14 protein-coding genes are annotated in these 12,603 nt (G+C 46.4%); 13 read left to right on the top strand and 1 reads right to left on the bottom strand.

From position 1 onward, the window contains the following. The first annotated feature begins 2 nt into the window (after positions 1 to 2). The 10 genes from BC8716_RS06315 (at position 3) to rsmI (ending at position 6,932) form a co-directional block, all read left to right on the top strand. Positions 3 to 197, top strand: coding sequence for a sigma factor G inhibitor Gin (locus BC8716_RS06315; RefSeq protein WP_157730363.1), 195 nt, complete (start codon positions 3 to 5; stop codon positions 195 to 197). A gap of 154 nt (positions 198 to 351) precedes the next feature. Then, positions 352 to 1,788, top strand: coding sequence for an aminotransferase class I/II-fold pyridoxal phosphate-dependent enzyme (locus BC8716_RS06310; RefSeq protein WP_094424369.1), 1,437 nt, complete (start codon positions 352 to 354; stop codon positions 1,786 to 1,788). 2 nt (positions 1,789 to 1,790) lie between these two features. Continuing rightward, complete coding sequence (tmk, locus tag BC8716_RS06305; protein WP_094424368.1) at positions 1,791 to 2,432, top strand: dTMP kinase; 642 nt, start codon at positions 1,791 to 1,793, stop codon at positions 2,430 to 2,432. A 21-nt stretch (positions 2,433 to 2,453) separates the two neighbouring features. Continuing rightward, a complete protein-coding gene (darA, locus tag BC8716_RS06300) occupies positions 2,454 to 2,783 on the top strand; it encodes a cyclic di-AMP receptor DarA (protein WP_062751137.1) in 330 nt (109 codons plus the stop codon). A gap of 15 nt (positions 2,784 to 2,798) precedes the next feature. Further along, complete coding sequence (holB, locus tag BC8716_RS06295; protein ID WP_257392287.1) at positions 2,799 to 3,788, top strand: DNA polymerase III subunit delta'; 990 nt, start codon at positions 2,799 to 2,801, stop codon at positions 3,786 to 3,788. Between the two features lie 3 nt (positions 3,789 to 3,791). Next, a complete protein-coding gene (locus BC8716_RS06290) occupies positions 3,792 to 4,619 on the top strand; it encodes a PSP1 domain-containing protein (RefSeq protein WP_094424366.1) in 828 nt (275 codons plus the stop codon). A 13-nt stretch (positions 4,620 to 4,632) separates the two neighbouring features. After that, entirely contained in the window at positions 4,633 to 4,983 is a 351-nt protein-coding gene (gene yabA / locus BC8716_RS06285; protein WP_094429182.1) for a DNA replication initiation control protein YabA, read from the top strand. Between the two features lie 94 nt (positions 4,984 to 5,077). After that, positions 5,078 to 5,809 carry a tRNA1(Val) (adenine(37)-N6)-methyltransferase gene (locus BC8716_RS06280; RefSeq protein ID WP_094424365.1) on the top strand — a complete coding sequence of 244 codons (732 nt, stop codon included), beginning with the start codon at positions 5,078 to 5,080 and terminating at the stop codon, positions 5,807 to 5,809. Continuing rightward, a complete protein-coding gene (locus BC8716_RS06275; RefSeq protein WP_094424364.1) occupies positions 5,806 to 6,069 on the top strand; it encodes a GIY-YIG nuclease family protein in 264 nt (87 codons plus the stop codon). Before BC8716_RS06280 ends, BC8716_RS06275 begins: the two co-directional genes overlap by 4 nt. After that, positions 6,066 to 6,932 (top strand): 16S rRNA (cytidine(1402)-2'-O)-methyltransferase, encoded by an 867-nt coding sequence (gene rsmI / locus BC8716_RS06270; protein ID WP_094424363.1) that lies wholly within the window; start codon positions 6,066 to 6,068, stop codon positions 6,930 to 6,932. Before BC8716_RS06275 ends, rsmI begins: the two co-directional genes overlap by 4 nt. Before the next feature lie 46 nt (positions 6,933 to 6,978). Here rsmI and abrB read toward each other — a convergent pair whose 3' ends face one another. Beyond that, entirely contained in the window at positions 6,979 to 7,263 is a 285-nt protein-coding gene (abrB, locus tag BC8716_RS06265; RefSeq protein ID WP_011244922.1) for a transition state genes transcriptional regulator AbrB, read from the bottom strand. 254 nt (positions 7,264 to 7,517) lie between these two features. Here abrB and BC8716_RS06260 point away from each other — a divergent pair, with 254 nt between their 5' ends. The 3 genes from BC8716_RS06260 to metG all read left to right on the top strand — a co-directional run bounded on the left by BC8716_RS06260 (position 7,518) and on the right by metG (position 12,595). Then, entirely contained in the window at positions 7,518 to 8,462 is a 945-nt protein-coding gene (locus tag BC8716_RS06260) for a DNA double-strand break repair nuclease NurA (protein ID WP_094424362.1), read from the top strand. A gap of 15 nt (positions 8,463 to 8,477) precedes the next feature. Then, positions 8,478 to 10,310: an ATP-binding protein gene (locus BC8716_RS06255; protein WP_094424361.1), complete on the top strand. Its 1,833-nt coding sequence runs from the start codon at positions 8,478 to 8,480 to the stop codon at positions 10,308 to 10,310. 308 nt (positions 10,311 to 10,618) lie between these two features. Beyond that, positions 10,619 to 12,595, top strand: a complete 1,977-nt coding sequence (metG, locus tag BC8716_RS06250) for a methionine--tRNA ligase (protein WP_094429181.1) — start codon at positions 10,619 to 10,621, stop codon at positions 12,593 to 12,595. Positions 12,596 to 12,603 lie beyond the last annotated feature (8 nt).

Here is a 12,603-nt window from a genome sequence, read left to right as displayed (position 1 = left end):
AGGTGGCAACAACAACGAAAACCGTTTATATTAAAGGGAAGCGTAGCTGTGGCGTCTGCCAATTTATGAAAGAAGCGGGTTTGTCATTAGGATCGTTATTTTTGTGCCAAGACTGTGAGCAAGAGATCATGCGATTGGAACCTGGCGAAGACGCTTATCAAAAATGTGTAGATGCGTTAAAAAGATTGTGGAATTGAAAAATACGCCATTCGCTATAATAGAATGGTTAGAAGGCCAGTTGATTTTATCCGTAACTGGCTTTTTTCATTCCTTTATGTTAGCGAACAGGTTTGAAAAATAGTTATTTAGCAAATGCAAAAGAAATGATCGAGGCATAGAAGGGGATCTTAAATGAAAGCACGAACACCGATTATCGCTGCATTGCAACGGCATAGCGACAAACAGCCTTTGTCTTTTCATGTGCCAGGCCATAAAAATGGCGCCGTCTGGCCTGAAAGCTTGGCGTCTTTTCAACATGTGCTTGCCTATGATGTTACGGAGCTAGAAGGGTTGGATGACCTTCATGACCCTACTGGTCCAATTGCGGAATCGCAAGCCCTTTGCGCGGCCTTTTACGGTGCAGGCGAAACAACTTACTTGGTTGGCGGTTCTACTAGTGGAAATTTAGCGATGATTTACGGATTATGCAAAGAAGGGGACGTTGTCTTTGTTCAACGGAACTGCCACAAGTCGGTTTTGCATGCGCTCGAGTTGGCAAGAGCAAAAGCCGTTTTTCTTGCGCCTGAATATGATAAAAAGACAGGGCGGCCGCTAGGGTTGACTGCTGATGTTCTTGAAGCAGCGCTAAGGCGATACCCTGATGCAAAAGCACTCATTGCTACTTATCCCGATTATTGGGGCACGGTTCGCAATCAAGCAGCTATTTTTGCGCAGGCAAAGGAGGCAGGTTTGCTCGTGCTTGTCGATGAAGCACATGGAGCGCATTTTAAACTAGGGGAACGTGAAGGGCGCTGTCCTAAACAAGCACTTGACATTGGAGCGGATGTTGTCGTGCAATCGGCCCATAAAATGCTGCCTGCTTTAACAATGGGGGCTTGGCTGCATTTTGCAAAAGAGACGACTGCGGCTATTAGGGAGCCAGTCAAACGGGCGTTAACGTTGGTGCAGTCAAGCAGTCCGTCGTACTTGCTTCTTGCTTCATTAGATGGGGCACGTGCCTATATCGAAAGCGAAGGGGAAGCAGCATTTGCTAAAGCATGTCGCACCAGCCACCGTTTGCAAGAGACGATAGGCAGCCATCCTATGCTGGAAGTTGTCGAAAATGCAGGCGAGTGCTACCAAAATGACCCGTTAAAGGTTACAATAAAAACAAATGATTCACGTTCTGGTACATGGCTGCTTCAAGAGTTGGCAAAGGCAGGGATTTGGGCGGAGATGGCTGATCCAAACGCTATTCTTCTCGTACTAGGGGTTGGGCAGGACTTCGATGCTAGCCTGTTCAATTCGCGGCTTTCGACACGTTGTTGGCAGCCAGAAAAGCATAGAAAAACGGGTCTGTTCCAGGCAGGAGCAGGGCCGGCCATTTCCGAATTGATAGACATGAAACGGCCCGACTTTAGCTCAGAAACGGTTCCGCTGAGTGAAGCGGTTGGCAGAGTTGCAGCTGAGCCACTTGTCCCGTACCCTCCTGGAGTTCCTTTATTATATCGAGGAGAAAAGGTGACTCCTGCCCATGCCGAGCAGATTGAGCGACTGCTTGAAGCAAGCGTCCGTTTTCAAGGGCTGGACCCAGAACATGGATTACGTGTACAAATGCCGGAGGATTAGACATGAAAAAAGGGCTGTTTATTACAGTTGAAGGCGGAGAAGGCGCCGGTAAAACGACGATCATTAATCTTGTGCAAGAGCAACTTGCCACTCAAGGCTACGAGGTGATCCGCACGAGAGAACCAGGCGGCGTCGAGCTGGCTGAACAAATTCGCGACTTATTGTTGCATACGCAAGGCGTTGAAATGGATAACCGCACGGAAGCATTGCTTTACGCTGCCGCGAGAAGAGAGCATTTGATCAAAAAAATTGTTCCCGCACTTGCGGAGGGAGCCCTTGTCTTATGTGATCGTTATATAGATTCAAGCCTTGTTTACCAAGGCCATGCAAGAGGAATAGGAATGGAAGAAGTCAGAGCCATTAATGGCTTTGCGATCGAGACTTATATGCCGGATTTAACGTTGTATTTTGACGTAGAGCCGGAAATCGGGCTGGAAAGGGTGCAACAGGACGCTGTCCGCAGTTGGAATCGCTTGGACCAAGAGACGCTTGCCTTCCATAAGCGTGTCCAGGAAGGTTACAAAAAACTGCTAAAGGCGGAACCGGAGCGAATAAAGGCGATTGATGCCAACCGTTCTTTTGCAGAAGTGTTTCATGATACAATGGAAGAAATCAACCGAGTGCTTTTGTCTACTAAAGACTAAACATAAAGTGGGGTGCGATAGATGAAACTTATTATTGCCGTAGTTCAGGATAAAGACAGCACGCGTTTGTCTGACGGGCTTGTAAAAGCCGATTTTCGCGCAACGAAACTTTCTAGCACAGGTGGATTCCTTAAGGCAGGAAACACCACGTTTCTGATCGGCGTTGATGACGATAAAGTAGAAGATGTCATGGCGATTATCCAAAAAAATTGCCGTAGCCGCGAGCAGGTGGTGGCACCGATTTCGCCAATGGGCGGAAATGCCGATTCCTATGTTCCTTACCCAGTTGAAGTACAAGTCGGGGGCGCTACCGTCTTTGTTCTTCCTGTAGACCAATTTGAACAATTTTAGGAGCAGGTGAGACACGTGGATACATGGAAAGACTGGCAAGAGGCACAGCCGCAGGTTGTGCCTATGCTTGTTGCGAGCATTGAAAAAAACCGCTTGGCCCATGCCTACTTGTTTGAAGGGGAAGCGGGAAGCGGCAAACATGAAGTGGCTTTGCTGATGGCGAAACGTTTTTTCTGCAAAGAACACAACGGGGCAGAGCCGTGCCATGCATGCAGTGACTGTTTGCGGATTGAACATGGCAACCACCCTGACGTCCACCAAGTCGGACCGGACGGACAATCGATTAAAAAAGAACAGATCGAATACTTACAAAAAGAATTTACGTACAGGGGCATGGAGTCTGCTGCAAAAGTGTATATTATCTCCCACGTGGACAAAATGACCGCCAGCGCTGCAAATAGTTTATTGAAGTTTCTGGAAGAGCCACAAGGCCAAACATTGGCGATCCTTTTGACGCAAAACGGTGCAAGCATCTTGCCGACGATTCGCTCCCGTGCCCAACAAATGCGGTTCTTGCCGCCTTCGCAAACGCAAATAGCAAGCAAACTTGTTGCCGAGGGAATCGAAGAAAATCAGGCATTGTTTTTAGCTGCTTTAACGGGAAACAAAGCTTACGCGAAGGCACTAGCCGAGGGAGACTGGTCTTTTCAAGCAAGAACCGTAGTGTTACAATTGATGCATGAGCTTTTTACAAGGCCAGACCTTGCTGCAATCACACTTGCTGATAAGTGGATTCCGCTTATGAAGGAGCGGTTGCAACAAGAAATGGGGCTTGAAATGATGTTACTTTGGTTAAGAGACCTTTTATATATACAGGCTGGAAAGCAGGATAAGCTTGTCTATGCTGACAACAAAAGCAAATTTGATGAGCTGGCGCTTTCTACATCACAGCACACCATTCGCGCAGCGATGAGCCATGTGCTTGAAGCGAAAAGGCATCTTAGCGCCAACGTTTCCATCCAACTAGTGATGGAACGGCTGCTTTTCACCATACAGGAGGGCTAAGTTTTGCACGAGGTCATAGGTGTCCGTTTTAAAAAAGCGGGCAAAATTTACTACTTCTCTCCAGGCCCGTTTCAGCTTACAGGCGCAGAAGCTGTTATTGTTGAAACGTCCCGGGGCGTTGAGTACGGGAAAATTGTTGTTCCTCCAAAGTTTGTTAGTGAAGAGGACATCGTCTTGCCATTAAAGCCAGTGATGCGTGTGGCGACTAGCAAAGACGAAGAAACAGTGAGAGAAAACAAACGGGCCGCTGAAGACGCATTTGCAACATGCCACGAGAAAATTGTAGAGCATCAACTAGACATGAAGCTTGTTGATGTGGAATACACGTTTGACCGCAACAAAGTGCTCTTTTATTTTACTGCTGATGGGCGAATCGATTTTCGTGAGCTCGTTAAAGACTTAGCAGCGATTTTTCGGACAAGGATTGAGCTTCGGCAGATCGGTGTCCGCGACGAAGCAAAAATGCTTGGCGGCATTGGCCCTTGTGGTCGGATGCTTTGCTGTTCAACGTTTTTAGGCGACTTTGAGCCAGTCTCGATTAAAATGGCAAAAGACCAAAATTTATCGTTAAACCCAGCGAAAATTTCCGGTCTTTGCGGCCGGTTAATGTGTTGTTTAAAGTATGAAAATGACACATATGAGGAAGCTAAGAAAGAAATGCCTGACATTGGCAAGCCGATTGTTACGCCTGATGGCAAAGGCAAAGTCGTTGGCTTAAATTTGCTTGACCGAATCGTTCAAGTCCAACTGGCAGAAGAACAGCAAACGCTGGAGTATGCTTTTGAAGAACTGATGAGAAAGGAGACAGTCGCTTCGGAAGCAACTGAATAACGAGGTGAACCATGTGGACAAAAAAGCCATATTCACTCAAGTCTCGAGCCTTGAAGAGCGGATAGGGGATCTTCATGACGAACTAAGAGGGCTAAAAGAGCAACTGGCATACTTAATTGAAGAAAACCATTACTTGCATGTCGAAAATGAAAATCTCCGTAAACGGCTTGAACCAGAAGCTGGGACGAAAAACACGGTCACTCCCTCAGGAAAAAGCTCACGCAAAAAAATGGTTGGGGAAGGCCATGAAAACTTGGCCCGTTTGTACCAAGAAGGATTCCATATTTGCAACACCCATTACGGCAGTATAAGGCCTGAAGGGGATGACTGCTTGTTTTGCCTGTCCTTTTTGCACCAAAAATAAGCACGTGCAACCATCAAGATGTTAAATAAAGAAGTCGGCTCCGTTTGGACGATCTATTCGGGTAGCCGACTTTTTCGTTGAAATAGGAGGGGCCATGCTTTTACAAGGAGAACGGCTCGACAAAGTGGCCGGTAGCAACTTATCGATTATCCAAAGTGACCAGACATTCGCTTATTCGATTGATGCGGTGTTGCTTGGCCGCTTTGCTTATGTGCCCATCCAAAAGGGGCGTATTCTTGATTTATGCAGCGGAAATGGCATTGTCGGTCTCGTTCTGTCAGCTCGCACGAAAGCATTGATCGATTTGGTTGAAGTCCAAGCGCCCTTGCATGATATGGCAGAGCGGACGATACGCGTGAATCAACTAGAAAAACAGGTGACTTCGCTATGTTTTGATTTAAAAGACACGAAAAACAAACTTGCCCATAGCTCGTATGATACGGTTACATGCAATCCTCCTTATTTTCAACTTGGAGGAAACAAGCAAGTAAAAGAACAGCGTGCCCTCTCCCTTGCTCGCCATGAGCTTGCCTGCACGTTGGCGGACGTTGTCCAAGCAGGCAGTTATGCATTGAAATATGGCGGCAAGCTAGCGCTCGTCCATCGGCCAGAACGCCTTGCGGACATGATGGACGAGATGCGTAAATGCAACATTGAGCCAAAACGACTGCGTTTTTGCCATCCACGGGGGGAAGCAAACGCCAACATCGTCCTTTTAGAAGGGACAAAGGGTGGCAAGCCAGGGCTTGTTTGTGAACCGCCGTTAATTGTTTATAATGAAGACGAGTATACGCCAGCCTTTCAAAGGGAGTATTTTGGAAGATGACACATGTGATGTACGTGCTTGAATGCAAGGATGGCAGTTGGTACACCGGGTATACCAACCATTTGCAAAAACGATTAGCGATGCATGAAGCAGGCAAAGGGGCAAAGTATACCCGGGGAAGAGGGCCGTTTACGCTCGTATTCTTTGAAGAATTTGCTACAAAAGAAGAGGCGATGCGCTACGAATATGCCTTTAAACAACTGTCCAAAAAGGAAAAACAGCTTTATATAGCCAAGCGAAGAAAAGAGGAAGGACAATGAAAGAGCAAAAAAGTTTCCAGCACGCTGCTGGGTGCCTTTATTTAGTGCCGACGCCAATTGGCAACTTGGAGGACATGACATTCCGCGGAATTCGGATATTGAAAGAAGCCGATTTAATTGCCGCTGAAGATACAAGGCAAACTCGGAAACTTACGGCTCACTTTGACATTCATACGCCGCTAGTCAGCTATCATGAGCATAATCAAAAGCAAGCCGGCGCTGACCTTTTAGCGGAAATGGAGAAGGGAAAAACAATTGCTCTTGTCAGTGATGCAGGCATGCCCGGAATTTCCGACCCTGGTGAAGCGCTTGCCAAGCTTTGCATTGATGCAGGCATTCCAGTTGTCGCTTTGCCTGGGGCAAATGCAGCGCTGACTGCTTTGGTCGCTTCAGGCTTGCCGGCTAAGCAATTTGCTTTCCACGGTTTCTTGCCGCGAGGGAAAAAAGATCGGAAGGAAGCGTTAGCCCGTTTGGCCACAGCAAACGAAACCATGTTGTTTTACGAAGCGCCACACCGCCTTAGCCAGACGTTAGCAGCGATGTACGAAGCGTTTGGCGACAGGGAAATCGCCATTGGCCGGGAACTGACTAAGAAATTTGAAGAGTATCAGCGTGGTCTCCTAAGTGAAGCGGTCGCTTGGACAGAAACAGGGACGATCAAAGGGGAGTTTTGTTTAGTTGTAGAAGGGGCTAGCCAACAAGCAAATGAAGAGCAAGAACAATGGTGGGCATCGTTAAGTGAAACAGCGCATGTGGATCATTATATCGCCATTGGCTTAAGCCAAAAAGACGCGATTAAGCAAGTAGCTGTTGATCGTGGGGTTCCGAAACGGCAAATTTACCAAATGTACCATCAGCACTAAAAACAAAAAACCTGCACATAAGAGGCAGGTTTTAAAAGCGTCATGCTTATGATTTTTTAGCGACATATTCTTGCAGTTGGCCAATGATTGCTTCGGCACCTTGAGGACTAAGAATGATCTTGCCGTTTGCGAGTGATAGGTTGTCATCAGACACTTCGCCAGTTACTTGGCAAGTCATGTTAGCTTTATACTTCTTGAGAATGATGCGGTCATTGTCGACATAAATTTCCAACGCGTCTTTTTCGGCGATTTCCAATGTACGTCTCAGTTCGATGGGAATGACAACACGACCTAGTTCATCCACTTTGCGTACAATTCCTGTAGATTTCATTCTTAGATTTCCTCCTCAAATATGGTGGTGTGCGCTTATTTACGAAAAATAAACGGACTCTGTATGTGTCATAATTCGACATAATTCTATAGTAATCTAAGAATAACAATATTTCCAAAACAAGTCAAACAAATTTATATAAAAAATCGCATATTTTGTGAAAACTTGTGCGCCCCGGTAGTGCATTGGAAAGAATAATCCTGTAATAGCAATGGTTTAACAGAGGTAGTGTCTTAGAAAGGAGGAAAGGAAAAATGGATTTAAACGAAGAAATAATTTCCAAATTAAAGCAATCTAACAACCTTTTAAAAAAGCAGTATTCAAATAGTCATAGTCAAAAAGATTTGATTCGACAAAATTTGAGGAAGTCGGCAACGCTTATTCGACAAATGGAGACAATTTCGGCAAGCCACCTCGTTGATCTTTTAGAAGGTCGGAAAATTGGCGGCGCTGACGGCTCGGTCAACCAAACAAATGGCGAGCCACCACATGTACTTTATTTTTTTCAAGCGCTAGCGAAAACAACAGATGGAAAGGAACAATGGGCTTCTGATTTGTATGTGCCACTGTTGGAGGAACAAGATGAGTCTTCAGGCAACCGCCGCTCGTATTTACTTGCCAAGTTGGAGCTGGAAGCGGCTACTCGCTTGCTTGAAGCAGAAGATATACGCGTCATGCTCATGGACGGAGCGCTCTACCATTATCGGATCGACGCCCCAGAGGAATGGGAAGCATTGCGGGCGCTTGCGTTAAAAAACGATACGTTGCTTGTTGGCGTATCAGAAGAAATCACAACGGAAAATTTAGTTCAGTTGCCGGCCTTTGCCTCATTTGCGAAGAACCCGTATTCTTATGACAGAGACTTGCTGTTTGGCGTGTTAAACCAAAATGAAATGGTTTACCTTGAAGATATCCAACATAAAGCAGGCTTAACGTCCGTTTGGATGAGGCTTGGGGCAACGCCGGCGATCACCGGATTTGATATGCTTGAAGAACAAGCGCCACATATGGCGTTTGTCGGCGATTTGCTTTGTACGCTTACACCAAAAGAAGGCCGGGGCATTCCTCTTTGGCTTGATTACATTGACAAAGAAATCCGCATAACGGACCAGCTTGTCGAAGGGTTGGTTGAACAATATTTAGATCCCGATGTTCGTAAGCAGTTTTTTACAAAAATGCGGCAAAGCAGGCCTTATTAAAAGGAGGAAACAACGATGCAAGTGGTTGGTGTCACGACGCAGCATGAAGTCCATGTTGCTTCAAAAACCCATAAGTTCCGCATGAATGAAATGCTAGTCATTGAAGACGACGAACTGTTTAAGCCAAAGGGGGAAGTCGTCGAAACATTTTCCTACAATCGCTATATTCCAATGGGAATGGACAAAGGGTTAGTCGACCGCGACGTACTGGAAACACTCGAAGCGATTGGGTACGATATTGGCCAAGACGATATCCACCTAGCTAAAGTGCGCTTGTTTGAAGAGGCCCAAAAGCCAATCCAAACAGGGGCAGCAGTGCGCCATCCTGAGTTCAGTGAAATCGAGCATTTGCTGTTGACGACAGGGCCAGAGAAAGGGATGGTTCTCGGGGAAGTGAAGTCGACTGACTTTATCGCCGAAACGATTCCTGAGCATTTACAAGGGCTCATGCTTATGCACGAACAAGGTAAGACAACGGCACAACAGGGTGTCCCGTTTATTTTTGACATTCGCGCGATGCAGCAATATCCCCACATTGGCGTATTTGGTGGCTCGGGGTCAGGGAAATCATTCGGTTTGCGGGTGATGCTTGAGGAATTAATGAAGCTAAAAATTCCAGCGCTCGTGTTTGATCCCCATTTTGAAATGAATTTTTCAGGCAAAACCGAAGCTCATAAAGGTCAGGTTGATTACGACTCCCGCTATGAAGTCGTACAAATCGGCCGCGATGTCGGTGTCGATTTCTCCGCCTTGTCGACAAGGGACATCGAAAGGCTTCTCGGAGCTGCTGGATCGTTGACAGAGTCGATGGTCAATGTTGTGCAAACACTCCATAAAAAGAAAGACAGTTACCAATCGTTTTCCGACCGCGTTGCTAATTTAATAGAAGCACTCGATATGGGCAAACAGAAAATAGACGGCATGCTCCATGACGGCGGCATGTCCCGGGATGAAATAGCCAGATACGGCACCTTTAAAAAGTTGTTAGACCAGTTTGGCAGTTTGCCGCCGTCATCTGTAAAAGGGATCCAATGGCGCTTGCACCGGCTCAACCAAGCAGGGCTTTTCCAACAAAATATCCGTGCCATTGAGCACGGCATCCATAGTGGCAAGCTCGTTGTCGTCCAAGGGGCTGTTTGGTTGCTGCAAGTGTTCTCCAGCTATGTCATTGGTACGCTTTATTCAAAAAGACGCTCTTATAAAGATGCGAAGCTCCAGCAGCAACAAGCCCAATTTTTTCCGCCTTTTGTCATTGTGACCGATGAAGCGCACAATTTTGCCCCGAAAGGCTTTGATGCGCCAGCCAAGTCAGTGTTAAAGGAAATTGCCCAAGAAGGACGGAAGTATGGGACGTTTCTAATCTTCGCAACGCAACGACCAACGTTGCTCGATGAAACGATTACGGCACAGCTCAATTCAAAATTTGTTTTTCGTACAGTGCGGGGAACAGACATTCAAACGATTAAGGAAGAAACCGACTTAACAGCGGAAGAAGGCAAGCGTCTTCCCTATTTGCGGTCAGGCGATGTGTTTGTTTCATCGGCGATCATCGGCCGGACAATGGCGGTTCGGATAAGGCTAGCCCACTCAACGAGTCCCCATACGATGAATCCATTTGATGAGCTTGAGCAAATGAATGCAGCAGACGATGAAGAAGTTATCGCTGCATTAGCGGACTTTTTGCCGATGGCGGAAATGCATGTGATGCAAAAGCTGGATGCATTAAACAAACAAGCGTCCAAAGCATGGGATGTCTCTGAGTGGAAAGACGAACTTGAACGGTTATGCAGGGAAGGAAGGCTTAAAAAAGAGAAAACACCATTTGCGACGTTGTATGACCAGGCTTGACAAAGTGATGTATGATTGGCTATATTTTGGATAAGAATGAAGATAAATCGAATGTCTATGAACGGATGAGTACAAAGAGAGCGCTTGTGATAGAGAGCCGGGTTAGGTGAAAGCCGGACTGGCGCGCTTTGGAAGATGGTCCTGGAGATACATGCCTTCGAGCCGAGTGTAAGGGGGCAGCGCGTGCCAACGTTACTGGCTTTGAGCCTTGTCTCATGATGAGGAAAATTTGGGTGGTACCACGTGAGCAAACCTTTCGTCCCGATGCGGCGAGAGGTTTTTTGTTGTTTTATTCAAAAAAAGAGAGGATGAATAGCGTGAGTGAAAAAACGTTTTATATTACGACACCAATTTATTACCCAAGCGGCAAGCTCCATATTGGGCACACATATACGACCGTGGCTGGTGATGCAATGGCACGCTACAAACGGTTACGCGGCTATGATGTCCGCTATTTGACAGGGACAGATGAACATGGCCAAAAAATTGAGCAGAAGGCGAAGGAAAAAGGAATTTCTCCACTCGAATACACGGATGAAATGGTAAAACCGATTAAAGAGTTATGGAAGAAACTTGACATTTCACACGATGATTTTATCCGTACAACGGAAAAGCGCCATACAAACGTGGTCGAGAAAATTTTTGAACAACTTGTTGAGCAAGGCGATATTTACTTAGGGGAGTATGAAGGTTGGTATTGTGTGTCTGATGAAACGTTTTATGGTGAACGGGAGCTTATTGACCCCATTAAAGACGAATCAGGCAACATCATCGGCGGAAAAAGCCCAGACTCTGGCCATCCAGTCGAAAAAGTCCGTGAAAAATCTTACTTCTTTCGGATGAGCAAATACGCAGATCGCCTCCTCGCTTTCTATGAAGAGAACCCTGACTTTATCCAGCCAGCATCACGAAAAAATGAAATGATCAACAATTTCATTAAGCCTGGTCTGCAAGATTTGGCTGTTTCGCGGACATCCTTTACATGGGGCGTCAAAGTGCCAAGCAATCCAAAGCATGTCGTCTATGTGTGGATTGATGCGCTCACAAACTACATTACTGCACTTGGCTATGGAACAGCAGATGATGCCCTTTTTCAAAAGTACTGGCCTGCCGATGTCCATTTGGTTGGCAAAGATATTTTGCGTTTCCATACAATTTACTGGCCGATCATGTTAATGGCGCTTGATTTGCCGTTGCCGAAAAAAGTATTTGGCCATGGCTGGTTTTTGACGAAGGACGGCAAAATGTCAAAGTCTAAAGGAAACGTGGTTGACCCTGCGCCATTAATTGACCATTTTGGTCTTGATGCGATCCGCTATTACTTACTGCGGGAAGTGCCGTTCGGCGCTGATGGCGTCTTTACACCAGAAGCATTTGTAGAACGAGTCAACTATGATTTAGCCAATGACCTTGGCAACTTGCTCAATCGCACCGTAGCGATGATCAATAAATACTTTAATGGGGAAATCCCTGCTTACGTCAAAAGTGCATCGCCATTTGACGAGGACTTGCTTGACCTTGTCCAAGCAACGATTACAAAAGTGGAAGACGCGATGGAGGAAATGGAGTTCTCGATTGCTTTGACAGCGATTTGGCAACTTGTTAGCCGTACGAACAAATACATTGACGAAACGCAGCCGTGGATGCTTGCAAAAGAAGAAGATAAGCGCGAACTTCTTGGTTCAGTCATGTACCACTTAGCCGAGTCACTTCGGATCATTTCTGTGCTAATCCGCCCATTCATGACACGAACGCCAGCAAAAATATGGGCACAGCTAGGCATTGACGAGAGTCTTGCCGGCTGGGAATCGATGCGCGTGTTTGGCCAACTCCCAGCTGGTACAAAGGTTAGCAAAGGCGAGCCTGTTTTCCCACGCCTTGATGTCGAAAAAGAAGTCGATTATATTGTTGAGCTTATGGGTGGCAAGGCTGATCCAGAACCTGAGGAAGTGGAAGATGAAAATGAAATTACAATCGACGATTTTTCAAAGGTCGAGCTTAAGGTTGCGGAAGTAACTGCTGCTGAGCCAGTGGAAGGCGCGGACCGACTGTTGAAAATCCAGTTGGACCTTGGCACGGAAACGCGCCAAGTCGTTTCAGGGATTGCCAAGTATTATGCACCAAGTGATTTAGTTGGAAAAAAAGTCATTTGCGTCACGAATTTAAAGCCTGTAAAACTACGGGGTGAATTGTCCCAAGGGATGATCCTCGCCGGATCAAAAGGAAAGAAATTGCAACTCGCAACAGTTGACGGTGATCTACCAAACGGGGCGCAAGTAAAATAATATTTGCC

The organism is Shouchella clausii (genome assembly GCF_002250115.1).
GTDB lineage: Bacteria > Bacillota > Bacilli > Bacillales > Bacillaceae_D > Shouchella > Shouchella clausii.
Note: the sequence above shows the minus strand (reverse complement) of the source record. Positions and strands in the feature narration are given on the sequence as shown.